This is a genomic window from Cupriavidus sp. U2 (assembly GCF_009663685.2).
GTDB lineage: Bacteria > Pseudomonadota > Gammaproteobacteria > Burkholderiales > Burkholderiaceae > Cupriavidus > Cupriavidus necator_C.
This window is the reverse complement of record NZ_RCOG02000026.1, coordinates 210875-231424: the sequence shown is the minus strand read 5'-3', so window position 1 is coordinate 231424 and position 20550 is coordinate 210875. Positions and strand designations below refer to the sequence as shown.

Sequence of the window (20550 nt, the reverse complement as noted above, 5' to 3'; positions counted from 1 at the left end):
GGCGAACGATGCTAGATACCCCGGAAGACGGCGGCAATCAGACCCCTGACGCCTCCCCTGCCGCACCGATCATCGTCGCGGCCTCACGCTCTCTGCGGGAAGGCCACACCCGTACGCTCAAGCATGGCGACATCTTTGCGGTATTCGATCAGCGCGGCGATGCCGTATCGGGCGGAGGTGGATCGGACGGCCTGTACTACCGGGATACCCGTCACCTCTCGCACTTCCACCTTACCTTTGGCGGCTGGTGTCCGATACTGCTCAGTTCCGTGCTGCGGGACGACAATGCCGCACTCACTTGCGATCTGACGAATCCGGATCTCTTCGATGCCGATGGACGGCTCGCGATGGCGCACGATCTGATCCATCTGCGTCGATCCAGATTCCTGTGGGACGGCACATGTTATGAACGTCTGGCCCTGAGAAACTATGACGAGCGACCCCGGCGGATTGCGATCGAACTGGCCTTTGCCGCGGATTTCGCTGACCTGTTCGAGGTGCGAGGCGCCCGCCGCGTCAGGCGAGGCAAGATGCAGGCAACGGAACTGTGCACGAATGGGGCGACGCTGGCCTACACCGGTCTGGACGGATACGAGCGCACCACACACCTTTGCTTCGACCCGCCTCCCACGCGCCTGAGCGAGAACGAGGCCGTGTTCGAACTGGAATTGCCCCCGCTGAAAACCCAGTTGCTGTATATCGAAATCTGCTGCGATAGCACCCGGCAGGACGAACGTTCGCCGCGTCGGGCGTTTCCGACGGCATTGCGGGCCGCGCGTCGTTCCCTGCAGACGCTGTCCAGCCGTGCGACACGCGTAGTCACATCGAACGACATATTCAACGAGGCGACGGGCCGCAGCATTTCGGATCTCTATATGCTGAGCACCCGCACGTCATACGGCCCGTATCCGTATGCCGGCATTCCGTGGTTCAGCACCTTCTTCGGCCGCGACGCGCTGATCACGGCACTTGAAACCCTTTGGCTGGACCCCGCCATTTCCCGCGGTGTGCTGTGCTATCTGGCCGCAAACCAAGCCACAACCCTGGACCCGGCGGCCGACGCGGAGCCCGGGAAGATCCTGCATGAAAGCCGCCAGGGCGAAATGGCCAATCTTGGTGAAGTGCCGTTCCGGCGTTACTACGGCAGTATCGATTCCACGCCGCTGTTCGTCATGCTGGCCGGTGCCTATTTGGACCGCACCCACGACGAAGCAACGATAAAGGGACTATGGCCGCATATTGATTTGGCGCTTCAGTGGATCGAGGACTACGGCGACCGGGATGGAGACGGCTTTGTGGAGTACGGCAGGTATTCGTCCGATGGGCTGCTGAATCAAGGGTGGAAGGACAGCCGCGATTCGATCTTTCACAAAGACGGCACGCTCGCACAAGGGCCCATTGCCCTTGTGGAAGTCCAGGCGTATGTCTATGGGGCGTGGAAGGCAGCCGCCCGCATCGCGCGCCGCCTGGGACACGGCGAGCGCGCCTCGGCGCTGGAGGCGAAAGCACACGATCTGCGCGCGCGGTTCGACCAGGCATTCTTCGATCCCGAACTGGGCACCTACGCATTGGCGCTCGATGGTGACAAGCGGCCTTGCCGCGTGCAGACGTCCAACGCGGGCCACGCGCTATACACCGGCATCGCCTTGCCGGAACGCGCCGAGTCCGTTGCGGCCGCACTGATGGGAAGCGCGTCGTTCTCCGGCTGGGGTGTGCGCACTGTCGCCGCGACAGAGGCGCGCTACAACCCCATGAGCTACCACAACGGATCGGTATGGCCCCACGACAACGCTATCGTCGCCGCCGGGTTCGCACGCTACGGCATACATGACGCGGCATTGGGCATCTTCGACGGTCTATTTTCGGCCGCGACGCATATTGACCTGCGCCGATTGCCCGAACTCTTTTGTGGTTTCGCGCGTCGGCGCAATCGCGGGCCGACCCTATATCCGGTGGCATGCAGTCCCCAGGCCTGGGCTGCCGCGACGCCGCTGTCGTTGTTGCAATCCTGCCTGGGACTCGATTTCGACCTGGCCGCCGGCGAGATCAAGTTTCGTCATCCGCGTCTTCCCGATTTCATGGACGAAGTGGCGCTGTATGGACTGACGCTTGGCAGCGAATCGGCGGATGTTCTGCTCAAGCGTGCCGCCCGAAGCGTCATGGTCAGTGTCCTGGGCCGGCGCGGAAACGTGGTCGTCACCACAACAAACTGATGGTTGGCCGACATCGGGGGTCAGCGTGGTTTACGACCGGCAAGGCTCTACAACCTGCCTTACCACGCATACTTGATCCCGACCCGTACCGCATACTGATAAAAGCTCTGTGCACCCCAGGCATCTGACACGTTGGTCCACCCCGTCCAGCGTTTGCCCAGATCGGCATTGAGCCCCAGCTTGACCTCGTAGCGGTTCGACGGGTACATGCTGCCCAATGGCAAATCGTTGAACGATATGCTGCTGGTCACACTGGTATGCCACCAGTTCAGCGTCAGATACGGCTGTAGCTTGCGGTCGTCCGGGCGCAGGAACGTTCGATGGAGGCGGGCGCCGAGGCGTGTGATCCAGCCGTGGGAGTTGGCGCCCGTCACGCGCGTACCCCCGGGCTCGGTGATGTCTGATTCGCTATAGCCGACATAGACGACCTGGCCTTGCGGCTCGATCACCCAGTCGTTGCGCAACGGCATGGCGTAGCCCGTTTCGCCGGAAACCGCCCAGCCCTGGGCGTTGTACCGTACCGATGGCAATTGCTGGCCATCGACGTGGTTGGTGAACCAGCCGTACTGGAACCACGTGTCGACATAGGCGCCAAGCTTGTGTTCGTCGTTCTGGTACCAGGTGCCATAGCCGCCCACGCCCCACCCTTCGACGGTTCCCTTGGCGCTGAACGGATTGCCCTGAGCCGTCGCGTTGGTGTTGGCATAGCCGTAGCTGCCCATCAGCCCGACGTGAGCGCGGTCGGCGCCACTGAAGACCTGCCATTTTGCAAGCTCGGCGCCCCCATGCATCAGGAAGGAGTTGGTGCTTGCCTTGAAGATGCCATTGGCGCTTTTGCTGCCCTGCCAGTTGCCAACCACCCGCAGCCATCCAGCGCGCGGCTTGTCCTGGCCGGGATCGAAGCCCTGCCCTTCCACATACTGCGGTTCACCGAGCCGATCGTGCAGGCTATGGACGAACATCTGGCCTGCAAGGTGCTGATTGGCCAGATAGGCCGAGACTTCCGGACGGTAAAGCGGCGTCGGCGGGCCTGGCGGCGCGGGCGGATTGGGCGAAGTCTGCTCCGAACGCAGATACCACGCATCGGCACTCGACCCGTCCGCCGCGCCACGGAAGAGGCGGTATTCGTAGGCGCCAGCCACGGCACGGCCGTCCAGCGCGAAGGCGGTCGCGGCGGTGGTGCCCCCGTTCACGGCATCCACCACCTGTATGCCATTGGCAGTGGTCACGGCGCCAGCGCCACCCGCGTTGGCAATCCGCAGGCCAGTGGTGCCTGCCGCGGTGCCGCCGTTGATCACGATCCTGTCGCTGGCGGCGCCATCGCCAGCCAGCACCGTATTCAATCCAACCGTGCCGTTGCCGCTCAGCGCCCCCTGGATGGTCAGCGTCTTGAACGCGCCGGCAGCGGGCGGCTGAAACTGCACCAGCGCGCCGCTTGCCATGCCAAGGTTGGTGAGCTGGGAATTTGCGGTCATGTTCCAGCGGCTGGTGCCGTCGATGGTCACGCTGACTGGATCGATCTTGCCGGTCAGCACCGCGCTGTTCTGCAGGTTGGCCGTGACGACGCTCGCGGCGTCGGCGGTGATGTCACCGGTCAGGCTGGTGCCATCCATGACGAAGCTGACCCGGCTGCCGCTCGTGCCCGATCTCAGCGCGTTCAGCAACAGGCCGCTGCCGGTGTTGGCCTGCACGCCTCCGGACAGCGTGATACTGGCCGACGTCCCCTCGACACGAAACAGGTCGCCGCCTGCGCGAATACTGCCGCCCTGGACGGTCACGACATTGGAAGCCGGCGCCGCGGGCGGCTCCGCCGTCACGGCCGTCGTCGCACCGTCGCGCACTTCCGGCGGCAGCGCGGCAATCAGTCCCGATTGCGCCACGATGCTGACACCGTGCTGCGCCGCCGTGAGCGCGGTATTTGTGAGTCCGACCGTGCTGTTGCCCACGACCAGCGCCCCGACGCCCGCATTGCTCGCCAGGCTGGCCCCCGTGACGCTGACAGTCGAAGCCCGCGCGGCGATGGCAGCGGCATCGGCGCCGCGCGTGGTGACGCTGCCGCCGTTCAGGGACACCACACCGCCCTCACGGGCCAGCAGGCCGTGCGCCTGGATGCCAGCGGTGTCAATCGTGCCTGTGATACCCAGGGTCAGGGTTGACGGCTTGCCGTTCAACAACCCGCCCGCGTCGGCGCCGTACGCGCGGTCACCCTGGGTCGATATCTTCAGCGTGCCATTGACATTGACGGCCGCGCCCAGCCCGGCGTGGATGCCAATGGCGTCGGCGCCCGTCGTGACGATATCCATGTCGCGCAGCGTGGCGCCGGCGCCGGTCAGCACCTGGACGGCCGTCGAGCCTGCGCCGGCCGTGGTGATCCTGACACCGCTGGCGGTCAGCACGTCGCCGGTAGGGCCCCCGGTCGCCAAGCGATCGGCATACGGGCCGAACGAGTTGGCGCCATTCACCGCCACCGTGCCGCCGGTCAGGTTCACCGTTGAACTCAGCGATGAAGCACCGCGCAGCTGGTCGCCGGTGACAGCAATGTTGGTGTCCTGCGTGGTAATCGTCGCGCCGCCTTGCGCCAGCACGGCCATCGCGGGATCGGAGCCGCTGGCGCGGTTCAGTGTCACGCTGCCGCCATTCAGCGCGATGCGGCCGGCATTGTTGCCGACTACGGCCGACGAGGCCGTGCTGATCACCGCGACGTCGTTGAGCGTGATCGATGAACCGGCATCGCGCGCCAACACCGTATAGGAAAGCGCGCCTGGAAAGCTCGATCCCAGCAATCCACCAGATAGCGTAGCAATTCCGCCAGCTTCAGCGGCAATCGCAGATGCGCTAGATGTATTGGTTGTCGCGGTCAGATTCGTGCCCGTCAATTGCCCCGCGCCCCTGACGTAGATTGCGGAACTGGTACGGCCCGAACTGGTGGCGCTGGCGTATGTGGTGTTGTTCGCCGTGACCGGCGTAACTCCATTGACGATGAGCTGAGCCGCCGCCGCAGTTCCCGGTAAACCCAGCGATATTGCATCGCCGGCCATCGCTGCGAAAAGCAGGCTCCGCCGCATTGCGCGGCGACGGGAATCACGCAGGATTTTCATTTTGGTTTCTGTCCAGAATTCCATCACTCGCCGCACGGATATTGGGGCTTCGTGGAGAATAAGATTGGCAGATCACCAGGTGAAGTGAATCGTTTTTAAACGTCAGATAAACATCTTCTTGTCACTTACGCACATCCATTCCCACCTGCAGATATCTTCGCTATCCACCGGCGACACGGGAATATCCAACAGCTTCTGATTATTCAGAATATTCGGTTTCGTGACGCGCGGATTTTTCCCCGCGCCGTTACCTTCGCGCGCGAGCCCGCTCCACAACCTCGAATACCCCCATGCCGGCCAGCATGGCCGCGACAAAACCGACGGCCTTGGGATACCCCGCACCCAGCGCAACAAGTGCCGGGCCCGGACAAAATCCTGCCAGCCCCCAGCCGATACCAAAGCACGCACTGCCCAGCACGAGCCGCGCCGTGACGCCGGTATTCGCCGGCCACTGCAGCGGCAACCCCAGAAACGTTCGTCCGCGGCGCCGGGCGACAAATACGCCAAGCAAGGTCAGGGCGATGGCGCCGATCATGACGAACGCCAGTGAAGGGTCCCAGGAACCTGCCAGATCAAGAAAGCCGAGTACCTTGGCCGGATTGGCCATCCCGGAAACGATTAGTCCGATGCCGAATATCAGGCCGGCCAGCAGCGCAAAAAGGCATGGCATGCTCACGCTCCCAATATGTGCCGCTGCACGAAGACTGTCAGGAATCCGGCCGCCATAAAGGTCAAAGTCGCCACGATGGACCGGACCGAGCCGCGAGACATTCCGCAAACGCCATGTCCGCTGGTTACCAGCATTATCGTAGTTCCTCAAGAAAGCCGTGATCATGCCATGCACCTTGTCAGGAACCCAAACGCCGTCAAAAGCGCATCGTCGCCGTGCGCAAATGGTGGAGCAGCGCCACGCTATGCTGCCCGTAAAACCACAGATCGTCGGAAACAAGAAAGGCGATCAGCCATGAGGCCGCGACGACAAACAGGTCACAGCGCCCGCTTTTCCACCAGTTCAGCGAATGGCGCCCGGCGATCCACGGCACGCCCAGCGGATTGGGCCAGTCGGCCAGCAGGTGCATGACACCGCCGCAGGCGAAGCCGAATGCCGGCGCAGCCAGCGCATGTGAGCCCAGCGCGTGCCAGGACCACACCAGAAGACCGACCCATGCGACGCCCCAATGCGTCCAGGACCGGTGGGTAATCCAAAGGCGCCGCGACCTTGACCACCACGCAATTTCCAGCCAGTCGGGCGCGGTGCTGCCGCACAACGCGGCCACGAAACCGAGCACGCCCGCCCCATACCACCCGTCCCCGCCGTGCCTGGCGATGACGGCAACGGCGATAACGGCCGCCGCCCATCCGGTGGCGTGATGTGCCTTGTTGGAAGCCATGGTGAAGCGATGCGTATTCGGCGGCGGTGGTCAGCGGGGCGCAATCTTGGCAGATGTCCACGGGAAACGCCAGCGATGCAGGCAACGCCGCCCCTGATTGTCTTGACGAGCGGGCAACCCGGCCCGGCGATCGTAGGACCTTGGTCCAATGGAACACGGGGCTTGATCGGATCCGCGCAGGCCATGGTCCTTGGCGCCATGCTCATCCGCGACGATCTGAGCCGATCCCTGCGTAGGTGCGGCCTGACCCGCCAGCGACGTCCCCGCCCTCCTTCGCGCCAACGTGTCGATGCGCCGATGTACCGCCAGCCGGTACAATCGCCCGGCGGCCATCGCAGCATACGTTCCCCACCCAACAAGATCCCATCGCCCGCCCGGCTGGCAACTTGGCCCGCATCGTGCCGCCGTGCCAGTATTTCCATGAAAACAACCCGCATCGATTCCACCACGCTGTTCCTGCTGACGTTTCCGCCACTGGCCTGGGCCGGAAATGCGATTGTCGGGCGCCTGGCAGCGGGCAGCGTGCCGCCGATCACGCTGAATCTCGTGCGCTGGCTCATCGCGGGCCTGCTGCTGGCGCCCTACGCGTGGCCAGGCGTGGTTGCCCATCGTGCGGCACTGTGGCGGCACACGGGCATGCTGGTCGCCATGGGCGTATTGTCCATCGCCAGCTACAACGCGTTCCAGTACCTGGCGCTGACCACCTCCACGCCAATCAACGTCACGCTGATCGGCGCCTCGACGCCGCTCTTCCTGCTGATTATCGGCGCCTGCTTCTTCCGGGAACGACTGCGGACGTGGCACGTGGCAGGCGCCCTGCTATGCCTGGTGGGCGTGTCGTTCGTATTGATGCGTGGCGAGCCGGCCCGGCTGGCCCAGATGGCATTCGTCGCGGGCGATCTGTTCATGCTGGCTGCAACGATTGCCTGGAGCGTCTATACCTGGCTGCTCCGCAAGCATCGACCGGACCTGCCGCTGCAGGTGTTGCTGTTCGCGCAGATCGTAGCCGGCGTGATCGCGAGCATCCCGTTGGCAGCGTGGGAGATCGGCACCCTGAGCCAACCGTTGCAATGGAGCAGCAAGGTTGGCTGGATCCTGCTCTATGTGGGCACCGTGCCGTCGTTGCTGGCGTACTTTGCGTGGGATCGCGCCATTGCGCGCGCCGGCGCCCAGCTGCCGGTGTTCTTCATCACGCTGACACCGCTGTTTGCCGCCGTGCTGTCGACCGTGCTGCTGGGCGATTCCCCGCATTGGTATCACGCCGCCGGCCTGGTCTGCATTGGCGCCGGCATCTGGCTGGCCCAGCGCCGCTAGGCCACGCGCACAAGGAAGCCCGGCCAGAAGGCCGGGCCAAAAAGCGGGTCAAGCCCGGCGCCAGATCGCTTTACCGCACCGATCTGAACGCCGCCCGCAGTTCCTCCGCAAACAGCTGCGGCTGTTCCCACGCCGCGAAATGACCACCCTTGGCCACCGCGTGGTAGTAGTACAGCGACGGGTATGCCTGCTTGCTCCAGCTTTCCGGCGCCTGGTAGATCTCGTGCGGGAACACGCTGATGGCCACCGGCACCTTGATATCGCGCGTCTTCTGCGTCTCGGCGCTGAAGTTGTTGTTGTTGTTCTCCCAGTAGAAGCGCGACGACGATGCGCCGGTATTGGTGAGCCAGTAGAGCGTGATGTCGTTCAGGATGGCATCGCGCGACAGCACGCGCTCGGGCACGCCGCCACTGTCGCTCCATTCGGCGATCTTCTCGTACGTGAACGACGCCAGGCCCGCCGGCGAGTCCGACAGCGAATAGCCGATGGTTTGCGGACGCGTCACCATCATCGCGCCATAGGCGGCATTGCGGCCGAAGAAGCGGCTCAGGGACTGGTAGGCCTTGCGTTCCGGATCGGTCAGCTCGGACGGCGCCGCATCGCCGGCCAGGATCGACTTCATCAGCGGGCCCGGCACCGTGGCCGGCATGTTCAGGTGGATGGCCTTGAGTCCCGGCGGCGCCTGGCGGGCGAGCGCGTCGGAAATGACCGATCCGTGGTCACCGCCCTGTGACACGTATTGCGTATAGCCCAGCCGCTTCATCAGGGTGTCCCAGGCACGCGCCGTGCGATCCGGGCCCCAGCCCAATTCGGCCGGCCGCGCGGAGAACCCGTAGCCGGGAATCGACGGAATGATCACGTCGAACGCATCTTCGGCGCGGCCACCATACGCGGTGGGGTCGGTCAGCGGCCCGATGGTCTTGGTGAACTCGAAGACCGAGCCCGGCCAGCCGTGGGTCAGGATCAGCGGCAGCGCGTTCGGATGGCGCGACTTCACGTGGATGAAATGGATGTCCAGCCCATCGATCTTCGTCACGAACTGCGGCAGCGCATTGAGTTGCGCCTCGGCCTTGCGCCAGTCGTACTGGGTGCCCCAATACTTGACCAGTTCCTGCACACGGGCGGTCTGGATGCCCTGGGAATCGTCGCTGACGGTTTCCTTGTCGGGCCAGCGCGTGGCCGCGATGCGGCGGCGCAGGTCGTCCAGCTGGGCCTGCGGCACATGCACGTGGAAGGGACGGATGCTCTCGTCGGCGTTGGCCTGGGCGGCGACGGCCTTGGCCTTGGGGGCAGCGTCCGCGGCCCTGGCGGGCTGCAGGTATCCGGCGAAAGCGATGGCCGCCAGTGTGGCCGCGGCGGCAACGGTCCGGCGAGCCGCCGGGAAATCTGGGGTCAGAGCATGCGACATCAATGGTTCTCCTGGTTGGCGCCGCCTGTTTCCTGACGGAAGGAAACCGTAGCGGGCGTGAATGAACCATCGCAGTCTAGAAACCGAATGCACGCGTGAAATGTCGATCCATGCACCTTTTTGGATCGTCATGTATCGCCCAGCCGCGGCGATACAAGGGGATACAGATCGCGCAGCCGGTCCGGCGCTCCGGCGCTTTCCGCAGGCGCGCGGTTCCGACGCGGGGGCGTACACCATGCTTCGACGTGCATCGGACCGGACCGGATGCCGCCACTACCTCGCTTCGACGTACCGTTTGAAATTGTCGAGAATGCTCTGCCAGCCCTGCTGCTGTTGTTCCACCGGGTATTCCGACTCCGGGTCGAAGCTCACGCGCACCGTCACGCCTTGCGGGCTATCGGCAAAATCGACCTCGGCGTTCCGGTCGCCAAAGGCGTACACGATGCGCCGGTTCGGCACGATCTCGGTGTAGGTGCCCGCGAAATCGAAGCCCATGCTGCCGTCCTTGGCCTCCATCCGCGATGAGAACGCGCCGCCAACGCGCAGGTCGACCGACGCGGCCGTGGTGTGCCAGTCATCGGAGGCAGCATTCCACTGCTTGATGTCCTCGGGCGTGGTGTAGGCGCGCCACACCTTGTCGATCGGGGCGGCGACGGTGGTTTGTACGGTGAGCTTCATTGTTGCGTCTCCGAAATAGTTAGCCGGACGGATAACCATAGGTCGCCGTCATGACGAACGCAATCGCCATCTTCCACGGATGCCATCCCTTGGCCGCCTCGCCTGCCACTTTTCCGTTCTTAAGAGGATTATGCTGGAAATAGACGGCATGGCAGCACATCATGCCGTCATGCTCGGTTTCCACCGCGCAATCCGGGACGTTCTGTTCCGGTCCGGCCCCTAAAATCGATGTCACCACAAGGGCATTCGCATCCGGAGACCGATCATGGGCCGCGCCGAACCACTTCAGCCACTGCAGATCGATGGCGATATCGATCCACTGGAAACACAGGAATGGATGGACGCCCTGAGCGGCATCGTGTCGGCAGCGGGGCCCCGGCGCGCGGGCTTCCTGCTGGAACGGCTTGGCCAGCATGCCGCCCATCTGGGTCTGGACACACGCCCGCACCCCTACTCCGCCTACCAGAACACCATTGCGCCGCAGGCGCAGCCGCCCTACCCCGGCAACCTGGCCATCGAACAGCGGCTGACGGCCATCCTGCGCTGGAATGCGCTGGCGATGGTGGTCCGCGCCAACAAGGCGTATGGCGAACTGGGCGGCCACCTGGCCAGCTACGCGTCAGCCGCCGAGATCTTCGAAGTGGGCTTCCAGCATTTCTTTCGCGCCGATACGCCGGAGCGCAAGGGCGATCTGGTCTTCTTCCAGCCGCATTCGGCCCCCGGCGTCTATGCGCGCGCGTTCCTGGAAGGCCGTCTTTCCGAGGCGCAACTGAGCCGCTACCGGCAGGAAGTCGATGGCGGCGGCCTGTGCTCGTACCCGCATCCGTGGCTGATGCCCGATTTCTGGCAGTTTCCCACCGGCTCGATGGGCATCGGCCCGATCAGCGCCATCTACCAGGCGCGATTCCTGCGCTACCTCGCGCATCGCGGCATTGCCGCCACGGCTGGCCGGCGCGTCTGGGGGGTGTTTGGCGATGGCGAGATGGACGAGCCCGAATCGCTGGCCGCCTTGTCGCTGGCCGCCCGCGAAGGCCTGGACAACCTGACGTTCGTGATCAACTGCAACCTGCAACGGCTCGATGGCCCGGTGCGCGGCAACGGCCAGGTCATCAACGAGCTGGAAGCCCTGTTCAGCGGCGCGGGCTGGAACGTCATCAAGGTGATCTGGGGCTCGGAATGGGACGCCCTGTTTGCCCGCGATACCAGCCACGCGCTGCTCAAGCGTTTTGCGGCCATGGTCGATGGCGAGTACCAGAACCTGGGCGCCAAGGATGGCGACTACAACCTGTCGCACTTCTTCCACCAGGACCCGGAACTGAAGGCGCTGGTGGCGGGCATGAGCGCGGCCGACATCGACGGCCTGCGTCGTGGCGGCCACGACCTGCGCAAGCTCCATGCGGCCTATCATGCCGCCGCCCATCATCCCGGCCAGCCCACCGTGATCCTGGCCAAGACCAAGAAAGGCTACGGCATGAGCAATGCCGGCGAATCGCGCATGACCGCCCACCAGCAGAAGAAGCTCGACATCGAAGCCCTGCGCGCGTTTCGCCACCGCTTTGCGCTGCCCATCGACGACGCCGCGCTCGAATCGATGCAGTTCTACAAGCCAGCCGACAACAGCCCCGAAATGGCGTACCTGCGCGAGCGTCGGGCTGCGCTGGGCGGGCACCTGCCCCGGCGCACCGACACCGCGCCGGCCTTGCCGGTGCCGCCGCTCGACAGCTACGCCGGCTTTGCCCTGACGCCCGACGGGCGCGAGGTATCGACCACCACGGGCGTGGTGCGTCTGTTCACCAACCTGATCAAAGACCGCACGCTCGGCCCGCGCATCGTGCCGATCGTGGCCGATGAAGCGCGCACCTTCGGCATGGCCAACCTGTTCCGGCAAATCGGCATCTATGCGCCGCAGGGCCAGCTCTACGAGCCGGAGGACGCCGGCTCGATGCTCTACTACAAGGAAAGCCGCGACGGCCAGCTACTGGAGGAAGGCATTACCGAGGCCGGCGCGATGGCGTCGTGGACGGCGGCGGCCACGTCGTACAGCGTCAGCGGCGAGCCGATGCTGCCGTTCTATATCTACTACTCGATGTTCGGCTTTCAGCGCGTGGGCGACATGATCTGGGCCGCCGCCGACCAACGCGCCCGCGGTTTCCTGATCGGCGCCACTGCCGGCCGCACCACGCTTTCCGGCGAGGGCCTGCAACACCAGGACGGCAGCAGCCAGCTGGTAGCCGCCACGGTGCCGAACTGCCGCGCCTATGACCCGGCATTCATCGGCGAGGCCGCAATCATCATCGACCACGGCGCACGCGCGATGCTGGAGCAGCAGCGCGACGAGTTCTACTACATCACCGTCAACAACGAGAACTACGCGCATCCGCCCCTGCCCGCCTCGGCACACGCCGACGTGGTGCGCGGCATGTACCGCTTCGGCACGCGCGGCGACGGCGTCGCCCGCGTGCGGCTGCTGGGATCGGGCCCGATCCTGCGGGAGGTCATCGCCGCCGCCGACCTGCTGGCGCAGGACTGGAACATTGCCAGCGAAATCTGGAGCGTGACGAGCTTTCCGGAACTGGCCCGCGATGCGCGCGACTGCGAACGCCAGCAGATGTTCGGCACCGGCGCGGCCCCTGCCGACACCACCAGCCATGTCGCGCGCTGCCTGCCCGGCACGGTCCCGGTCATTGCCGCCACCGATTACGTGCGCGCCTATGCCCAGCTGATCGCGCCCTACGTGCCGGCGCGCTATATCGCCCTGGGCACCGACGGCTTTGGCCGCAGCGACACGCGCGGCGCGCTGCGGCGCTTCTTCGAGATCGACCGGCACCATATCGCCGCCAGCGCGCTCTATGCCGTCGACGCCGCGCTGCACGCGCAGGCGCTGGCGCGTTACGGGCTGGCTGCCGGCGCGGCGCCCTGGAGCCGCTGACCGGCAGGCGACCTGCGCCGACTGGCGCGGTCAGTGGCATCGCGATGGGATGCGACGGCGGGTCCCGGCCCGGGGTTCGCAACCGGCGGCGTCAGGGCTGGATGGCGCGCTGTGCCTTGCAGCACTCCCGTGGCAGCGTCACCGTAAATACCGTGTTGCGAAGCTCGGGCGACGATTCGGCCACGACGGTGCCGCCGTGCAGCATGGCCAACTCGCGGGCGATATAGAGACCGAGCCCAAGCCCTTCGGAATGGCTGCCGCCAGTGGCGGCCGCCGTCGCACCCATCCCCGAATGGAAGGCGTCGAAGATATGCGGCAGCACGCGGGCATCGATCGTGCCGCCGTTGGACACCGCCACCGTCACGCGGTCCGGGGCCGTACCGTCCACGCGCACGGTCACCGGCGTGCCGGCATCGCCGTGCTGCAGCGCGTTGCCCACCAGGTTCTGCACCACCTGGGCAATCAGGTCGGGATCGATGGTGGCCCGGGTATCGCCCAGTTGCTCCAGCACCAGCTGCAGCTCGCCGCGCGACGCCTGGCATTCATCGACGATGGCCGCGCAGATCGCGCCCAGATCCGCCGCCTGCGGCATCAGGCTGACCCGTCCGCCATGCAGGCGCGCCACATGCAGCAGCTGGTCCACCATGCGCGCCATGCGCTGGCTGCTGCGGGCAATCCGGTCCGTGGCCGGCTTCAGCTTTTCCTCGCCCCCGAAGCGGCCCAGGAACGACGCCGAGGCGATGATGGCCGATAGCGGCGTACGGAGATCGTGCGCCAGCACGGCCATCAGCATTTCATTGGTCTTCAGCAGCTGCTGGGCGGTTTCCAGCTGCTCGGCCAGTAGCTGCTTTTGCTGGGCCAGTTGCACGAACACATCGACCTTGGCCGACAGCACACGCGCATCCACGGGCTTGAACAGGAAATCCACCGCGCCCGACGCATAGCCGCGAAACGCGCGCTGGCTGTCATGCCCGGCGGCCGTCAGGAACAGGATCGGGATCTGGCTCGTGCGCTTGCTGCCGCGCATCAGTTCGGCCAGCTCGAAGCCGTCCATCTCGGGCATGTGCACGTCCAGGATGGCCAGCCCGAATTCGTGGTCGAGTAGCAGTTCCAGCGCCTGCGCGCCGGAATTGGCATGGACGATCTCTATGCCAGGCTTGGCCAGTACGGCGTCCAGCGCGGTCAGGTTGGCCGCAATGTCGTCGACGGCGAGGATCTTCACGGGAGCTTGCATGGTAGGCGTCATTCAGTCAGGCGGGCCAGCCCGTGGCCGATCGCTTCCAGGGTCAGTATGTGGTCGGCCGCGCCGCGCGCGATCGCCTCTTGCGGCATGGTCTCCACCATGGCGGATTCCGGCGACTGCACCCAGGTGCGGCCGCCCGCCGCGCGAATCACGGCCAGGCCGCGCGCACCATCGTCGTTGGCGCCCGACAGCAGCACGCCCAGCGCGCCCTCCCGCCACGCGACGGCGGCCGACTCGAACAGCACGTCGATCGACGGCCGCGAAAACCGCACGGGCGGCGCCACCGACAGGGCCAGCCGCACGCTGTCCGGCGTGTCGGGGTCCCGTTCCAGCAGCAGGTGATAGTCCGGTGGCGCCAGATAGAGATGGCCCGGCTCGACCGTCAGCTTGTCTTCCGCCTCGTGCACGGGCATCGCGCAACGCACGGCGAACAGTCCCGGCAGCAGGCTCGGGCTCGACGCCAGCTGATGCATGACGACCACCACCGGCGGCATGAAGCGCGCGGGCAGCATCGGCAAGACGGCGTTCAGTGCCTCCAGCGCGCCGGCCGAGCCACCGATCACTACTCCCCTGCACGGTTGCGTCGCGGTCTGCATGATGGAGCCTCAGAGCTTGCGGTACAGCCGCTCGCGCGACGACACCGCCTCGAAATCCTGCACATGGGCGCTGAAGAGCAGGCTTTCCTTGCTGCCCAGCCCCAGGAACCCGCGCCGCGCCAGCGCATCGCGAAACAGGCCGATGGCGCGGTCCTGCAGCGGCCGGTCGAAATAGATCAGCACATTGCGGCACGAAATCAGCTGGGCTTCCTGGAACACGCTGTCGGTCGCCAGGCTGTGATCCGCAAACACCGATTGCCGGATCAGCTGCGCGTTGAACTTGGCCTTGCCATAGGCCGCGTGATAGTAGTCCGACAGCGACGCCCGCCCGCCGGCCGCCAGATAGTTGGCGCCGAAGCTGCGCAGCCGGCCGGCGTCGTACACCCCCGCGCGCGCGATGGCCAGGGCCTCTGGGTTGATATCGGTGGCATAGAAGACGGTGCGCTCGGCCAGGCCCTCTTCCTCGAACAGGATGGCCAGCGACCACAGTTCCTCCCCGCTGCTGCAGCCGGCCACCCAGACGTTGACCGACGGATAGGTCTGCAGCACCGGCACCACGTGCTCGCGAATCGCACGGAAGTAGGACGGATCGCGGAACATCTCGCTGACCTGCACCGTCAGGTACTGCAGCAGCCGGCCGAACAGCACGGCATCGCGCAGCATGCGGTCCTGCAGTTGCGACAGCGTGGTCAGGTTCAGGTCCCGCAACGCCTGCTCCAGCCGGCGCCGCAGCGACGCCCGCGCATAGCGCCGGAAGTCATGCTGGTACTTGCGGAAGATGGCCTCCAGCAGCAGCTCCAGCTCGATGTCGAAGTTGGCGTCGAGCAGCACCGTGCCGTCGTCCCACGAGGCGTCGGACAGTGGTGCCGCGTCCTTCGGTTTCAGTTTGCGTGTAGCCATACGCGACACAGCGAAAGCAGTTTGTCCACATCGATCGGCTTGGCGATGTAGTCGTTGGCACCGGCCTGCAGGCAGGCCTCGCGGTCGGACTGCATGGCCTTGGCGGTGAGCGCGATGATCGGCAGGCGCGCGTACTGCGGCATCTGGCGGATGTGCCGCATGGCCGTGATGCCATCCATCTCGGGCATCATGATGTCCATCAGTACCAGGTCGATGCCGTCCATCCGGTTCAGCAGGTCAAGCGCCTCGCGCCCGCTGCGGGCGATCTCCACGGTGGCGCCCAGCGGTTCGATGACCTTCGACAGCGCGAAGATATTGCGCGCGTCGTCTTCCACCAGCAGCAGCTTGCGGCCGTCGAACGTGTCGTCGCGGTTGCGGGCCGCCCGCAGCATGCGCTGGTGTTCCGGCGGCAGCGACGACTCCACGCTGTGCAGGAACAGCGTCACTTCGTCGAGCAGCCGGTCGGGCGAACGGGCCCCCTTGATGATGATCGACTTCGAATACCGGCGCAGCTTCTGTTCGTCCTCGGCCGACAGCTGCCGGCCCGTATAGATGATCACGGGCGGCATGGCGCCGGCATTGGCCTGCGCCCGCTGCGCCATATGGGCCAGCAGGTCATGGCCGGTGCCGTCGGGCAATACCATGTCCATCACCACGCAGTCGAACGGCGTGCCCTCCAGCGCCGTCGTGGCCGCTGCCACGCTGTCGGTGGTCACGATCTCGGCCTCCAGCGATTTCAGCAGCGCGCGAATGCTCTCGCGTAGCGCCGGGTCGTCCTCGATCACCAACACCCGGCGCTGGCCCGCCGCCATGCGTGCCTCCAGGCCCCGGATCGCCGCCGCCAGCTTGTCGCGCTCGCTGGGCTTGAACGTGTAGCCCACCGCGCCCAGGTGCAGCGCCGCTTCGGCATGATCGCTGACCGATACCAGATGCGTCGGGATATGCCGCGTGGCGGGGTCTCGCTTGAGCCAGTCGAGCAGCGTCAGCCCCGACTGGTCGGGCAGCGCCACGTCCAGCAGGATGCCGCACGGCTGATGCTGGCGCGCCAGTTCCAGGCCCTGCGCCGACGTGGTGGCGTGGATGCAGTCGAAATCGAGTTCGTGGGCCAGGTCGTAGAGAATGCCGGCGAAGTCGATATCGTCCTCGACCACCAGGATCAGCCGGTTGCCGCGCGTGCGATGGTCGCGGTCGTCGGGAATCGGTGCCGGATAGCCCGGCTGCACGCGCTCCATGGGCTCTTGTGCCGGCGCCGGGGCAGGCGGCACCGCGCGCGATGGCGGGGCCATCACCAGCGGTGCCGGCGCGCTGGCCGGCTGCGTCATCAGGCCAGCCTGCGTGGCGGAGTCTGCGCCGAGCAGGCGCGGCACGGTCAAAGCAAACACGCTGCCCTGGCCCGGTTCGCTGGCCACCGAGATCACGCCGCCCAGCAGGCGGCCCAGCTCGCGCGAGATCGACAGGCCCAGGCCCGTGCCGCCATAGCGGCGGCTGGTGGTGCCGTCGGCCTGCTGGAACGCCTCGAAAATGACCTGCTGCTTGTCTTTCGGAATGCCGATGCCGGTGTCACGCACCTCGAAGCGCACCGCGTCATCACCCTGCGCGGCCAGCGCCAGCGTGACCGCGCCCGATTCCGTAAACTTGAACGCATTGGACAGCAGGTTCTTCAGCACCTGCTGCAGACGCTGGTTGTCGGACACGATGGCATCGGGCACGCCGGGCAGGAATTCGACGCGGAACGGCACGCCCTTTTGCTCGGCGATCGGCCCGAACATGCCCTGCAGCGCCTCGGTCAGCGCCTTCAGTTCGACCGTTTCGTGCTCGATCACCAGATGGCCGGCCTCGATCTTGGACAGGTCGAGGATATCGTTGATCAGGTTCAGCAGGTCGGTGTTGGCAGCGTGGATGGTGGATGCGTAGCGCACCTGCTCGGCGGTCAGCGTGCCTTCCTTGTTCTCCTGCAGCAGCTTGGCCAGGATCAGCGCACTGTTGAGCGGCGTGCGCAGTTCGTGCGACATATTGGCCAGGAATTCGCTCTTGTACTGGTTGGACCGCTCCAGCGCCCGGGCGTTGGCGGCCAGTTCGGCCTGGAAGGCCAGCATCTCCCGCTTCTGGCCTTCCAGCCGTTGCGCGTGTTCTTCCAGCTGCACGTTGGTCTGTTCCAGCTCCGCCTGCTGGGCTTCGAGCCGCGCCTGCGAATCCATCAGCGCGCGGCCGCGCTCTTCCAGTTCCTCGTTCGATACGCGCAGCTCTTCCTGCTGGACCTGCAGTTCCTCGCTCTGGCGCTGGGTTTCGCCGAGCAGCTTTTCCAGGCGGCCCCGGTAGGCGGCGGCCCGCAGGGTCATGCCGATCGGGTCGCCAATACGCTCCAGCAGTTCCACGATGTCGGCCGTATCGCGCTGCGTGGCGACAAAGCCCAGTTCCACCACGCCCACCACGTCGCCTTCGGCCGTCAGCGGCGCCGCCACGATCTCGTTGGGCGTCGTCCGGCCCAGGGCCGAGGACACCTGCAGATAGTCGGCCGGCAGGCCGCCCACCGCGATCACGCGGTTTTCCGCCGCCGCCTGGCCAGCCAGCGTCTGCCCCGCCGTCAGCGTCTGCGGCAGCTCGTCGGCGTTGGCCAGCGCCCACGTGGCCACGCGGCGCATCTGGTCGCCATCCACCTGGTACACCACGCCCACGTGCGCCTGGAAGGCCTGCGCCAGCACGCGCACGAGCGCATCGGCCACATTGCCCGCCGACTGCGGATTGCGCACGGCCTGGTGCACCCGCACCTGCGTCTGCTGCAGCCACGCCGCGCGCCGCATGGCCGCCTGCGACAGGATGTAGCGATACACCACGCCTGCCAGAAACCACAGCACGACCACGCCCGCGCCGCGGTTAGCGACGGCATAGATCGGCCGGATGCTGCTGGCAGGCGATACCGCGTAGCCGATGCCGATCAGCACCGTGCCAACGGCGGCGACGATCAGCGGCAGCCTCGGGTCATTGCCGTACAGGGTCAGGCAGACCGGCACGAGGTAGAACAGCCACGCCGCCACCCCAAGCGGGGTGACCGCATCCATGCCGAACACCACGGCCATCGAGACCGGAACAAGGATCGCGCCGAACAGGAAGCGTTGCAGGGAAGACGGTTGCATACCGGCGGGATAGAAGGAAAATCGCGGCTGCGCGCGCACCAGACGACTGCACGGCGCGCAACCACAGGCCAAAGCGACTCATGCTACCCCGCGCCAACCGAAATGGCTGTCGGTGTCGCGCCGACATTGGCCGGGCGACCGAGGGCCGCCCCAGGCCTTGCCGGGTCAGGCCCTGGACCTGGCTTTCGGTTTGGCCCCGGCCTGGTTCAGCGCCACCGCCGCGCGGATCAGGGCCTTGAGGGCGGTTCTGTTGATGGTGTCGCCCTCGCGGAAGTCGATCGCACGGCGCACGTTGCCGTCCAGACTCGAATTGAACAGCCCCTTGGGATCATCCAGCGACGCGCCCTTGGCGAACGTCATTTTCACGGTGGCCTTGTAGACCTCGCCCGTGCAGAGGATGCCGTCGTGCGACCACACCGGCACGCTCCATTTCCACTCCTCGATCCCGTCGGGATCGGCTTCCCGAACGATGGCCCGCAATTGCGCCAGCATCTCGCCGCGCCAGTCGCCAAGCTCCGCAATCCTGGCATCGATCAGCTCGGCGGCCGGTACGCCGGCCTGCGGTTCTGCCTTCTTCATGCTGCTGTCTCCCGGTGAATGGTTGATACATCACTATAAATCACACCCTGACGGAATCCGACGGCGCCGTCCGCTTGACAACGCATTCTCCAATCACAATACTAACCAGACTTTCATTCTCTATCGGAGAACGACACGATTGTGTCGTCGCACAGTGTGGAACTGGCAGAACTCGAGATTTTCCGGGCGGTAGCGCGCGAACAGAGCGTCACCCGGGCCGCCAAATCGCTGGACCGCGTGCAGTCGAACGTGACGACGCGCGTGAAGCAGCTTGAGGAAAGCCTCGGCGTGGACCTGTTCCAGCGCGCGAACAAGCAGATGATCCTGACTCCGGCCGGACAGCGCCTGCTGGGCTATGCGGACCAGCTACTGGCGCTGGCCGAAGAGGCACGGCAGTCCATGCGCGCCGATGCGCCGAGCGGCCGCCTGCGCGTGGGGTCGATGGAAAGCACCGCGGCCACGCTGCTGCCCCGGCCGTTGGGCCGCTTCCACGCCGCGTGGCCCGACGTCGAACTGGACCTGAGCACGGGCACCTCGCAGGCGCTGGCAGACGGCGTGCTGGAACGCCGGCTGGACTGCGCGATCGTGGCCCACCCCGGCACGGGCAACCCGGGGGACATCGACATATCGGAAATGGGTGCGGGCCTGGAAGGGGTGTTCCTGACCACCGAGGAGCTGGTGCTGGTGCTGCCGGCGACCCATCCGAAAGTCCGGCGCCCCGAAGACGTGACGCTGCGCCAGCTGGCCGCGTTCTTGCGCGGCTGCACCTATCGCCGGTGCGCCGAGGACTGGCTCGAACAGGCTGGCGACGATGCGCGCCGCCATCTCGCCGTTATCGAACTCCCCTCGTACCACGCCATCCTGGCGCAGGTGACGGCAGGCTCCGCCGTGGCCATCGTGCCGCGCTCGCTGCTGGCCATGCAGGCCAATATGGGGGCCCTGCAGACCGTGCCGGTCCGCAAGGTGCATACGTACCTGATTCGCCGCTCCGCTTTCACCACCTCCGCCTACGCCGCATTCGAGCAGGAACTGCGCCGTAGCCACCCCGCATGACAAGGAACGCCGCC

15 protein-coding genes and 1 pseudogene are annotated in these 20550 nt (G+C 65.9%); 4 read left to right on the top strand and 12 right to left on the bottom strand.

What is annotated here, in order from left to right:
- Positions 1-8 precede the first annotated feature (8 nt).
- Positions 9-2213, top strand: a complete 2205-nt coding sequence (locus D9X30_RS19600) for an amylo-alpha-1,6-glucosidase (RefSeq protein WP_153947871.1) — start codon at positions 9-11, stop codon at positions 2211-2213.
- Between the two features lie 59 nt (positions 2214-2272).
- On the opposite strand, the gene D9X30_RS19595 is transcribed toward D9X30_RS19600, so the two are convergent.
- From D9X30_RS19595 to D9X30_RS19580, 4 genes and pseudogenes are all read right to left on the bottom strand, one after another.
- On the bottom strand, positions 2273-5335 hold the full coding sequence (locus D9X30_RS19595) for an autotransporter family protein (protein ID WP_228770929.1): 3063 nt from the start codon (positions 5333-5335) through the stop codon (positions 2273-2275).
- A 223-nt stretch (positions 5336-5558) separates the two neighbouring features.
- Positions 5559-5981, bottom strand: a complete 423-nt coding sequence (locus D9X30_RS19590; RefSeq protein WP_153947873.1) for a DUF6691 family protein — start codon at positions 5979-5981, stop codon at positions 5559-5561.
- A gap of 2 nt (positions 5982-5983) precedes the next feature.
- Positions 5984-6106, bottom strand: a pseudogene (locus D9X30_RS19585) (YeeE/YedE family protein); the annotation flags it as partial.
- 71 nt (positions 6107-6177) lie between these two features.
- On the bottom strand, positions 6178-6702 hold the full coding sequence (locus tag D9X30_RS19580; RefSeq protein WP_153947874.1) for a metal-dependent hydrolase: 525 nt from the start codon (positions 6700-6702) through the stop codon (positions 6178-6180).
- A gap of 420 nt (positions 6703-7122) precedes the next feature.
- On the opposite strand from D9X30_RS19580, the gene D9X30_RS19575 reads away from it, so the two are divergent.
- The gene (locus D9X30_RS19575; RefSeq protein WP_153947876.1) at positions 7123-8016 is read left to right on the top strand and encodes a DMT family transporter; all 894 of its coding nucleotides are present in this window, start codon (positions 7123-7125) and stop codon (positions 8014-8016) included.
- A 70-nt stretch (positions 8017-8086) separates the two neighbouring features.
- Here the strand turns inward: D9X30_RS19575 and D9X30_RS19570 are convergent, their stop codons facing one another.
- The 3 genes from D9X30_RS19570 to D9X30_RS19560 all read right to left on the bottom strand — a co-directional run bounded on the left by D9X30_RS19570 (position 8087) and on the right by D9X30_RS19560 (position 10340).
- Positions 8087-9424, bottom strand: a complete 1338-nt coding sequence (locus D9X30_RS19570; RefSeq protein WP_153947878.1) for an epoxide hydrolase family protein — start codon at positions 9422-9424, stop codon at positions 8087-8089.
- Between the two features lie 273 nt (positions 9425-9697).
- Positions 9698-10102 carry an SRPBCC family protein gene (locus D9X30_RS19565; protein ID WP_153947880.1) on the bottom strand — a complete coding sequence of 135 codons (405 nt, stop codon included), beginning with the start codon at positions 10100-10102 and terminating at the stop codon, positions 9698-9700.
- Positions 10103-10121: 19 nt separating this feature from the next.
- Positions 10122-10340, bottom strand: coding sequence for a hypothetical protein (locus tag D9X30_RS19560; RefSeq protein ID WP_153947882.1), 219 nt, complete (start codon positions 10338-10340; stop codon positions 10122-10124).
- Between the two features lie 27 nt (positions 10341-10367).
- On the opposite strand from D9X30_RS19560, the gene mdeB reads away from it, so the two are divergent.
- Positions 10368-13031: an alpha-ketoglutarate dehydrogenase gene (gene mdeB / locus D9X30_RS19555; RefSeq protein WP_153947883.1), complete on the top strand. Its 2664-nt coding sequence runs from the start codon at positions 10368-10370 to the stop codon at positions 13029-13031.
- 91 nt (positions 13032-13122) lie between these two features.
- Here mdeB and D9X30_RS19550 read toward each other — a convergent pair whose 3' ends face one another.
- The 5 genes from D9X30_RS19550 to D9X30_RS19530 all read right to left on the bottom strand — a co-directional run bounded on the left by D9X30_RS19550 (position 13123) and on the right by D9X30_RS19530 (position 19483).
- Entirely contained in the window at positions 13123-14265 is a 1143-nt protein-coding gene (locus D9X30_RS19550) for a hybrid sensor histidine kinase/response regulator (RefSeq protein ID WP_153947885.1), read from the bottom strand.
- An 8-nt stretch (positions 14266-14273) separates the two neighbouring features.
- Positions 14274-14870 carry a chemotaxis protein CheB gene (locus tag D9X30_RS19545; RefSeq protein ID WP_153947886.1) on the bottom strand — a complete coding sequence of 199 codons (597 nt, stop codon included), beginning with the start codon at positions 14868-14870 and terminating at the stop codon, positions 14274-14276.
- A gap of 9 nt (positions 14871-14879) precedes the next feature.
- Positions 14880-15731: a CheR family methyltransferase gene (locus D9X30_RS19540; RefSeq protein ID WP_502799654.1), complete on the bottom strand. Its 852-nt coding sequence runs from the start codon at positions 15729-15731 to the stop codon at positions 14880-14882.
- 20 nt (positions 15732-15751) lie between these two features.
- On the bottom strand, positions 15752-18904 hold the full coding sequence (locus D9X30_RS19535; RefSeq protein WP_228770907.1) for a response regulator: 3153 nt from the start codon (positions 18902-18904) through the stop codon (positions 15752-15754).
- Positions 18905-19069: 165 nt separating this feature from the next.
- On the bottom strand, positions 19070-19483 hold the full coding sequence (locus D9X30_RS19530; RefSeq protein WP_153947891.1) for a DUF1801 domain-containing protein: 414 nt from the start codon (positions 19481-19483) through the stop codon (positions 19070-19072).
- Between the two features lie 156 nt (positions 19484-19639).
- On the opposite strand from D9X30_RS19530, the gene D9X30_RS19525 reads away from it, so the two are divergent.
- The gene (locus D9X30_RS19525) at positions 19640-20536 is read left to right on the top strand and encodes a LysR substrate-binding domain-containing protein (protein ID WP_249641015.1); all 897 of its coding nucleotides are present in this window, start codon (positions 19640-19642) and stop codon (positions 20534-20536) included.
- The last annotated feature ends 14 nt before the right edge of the window (positions 20537-20550 follow it).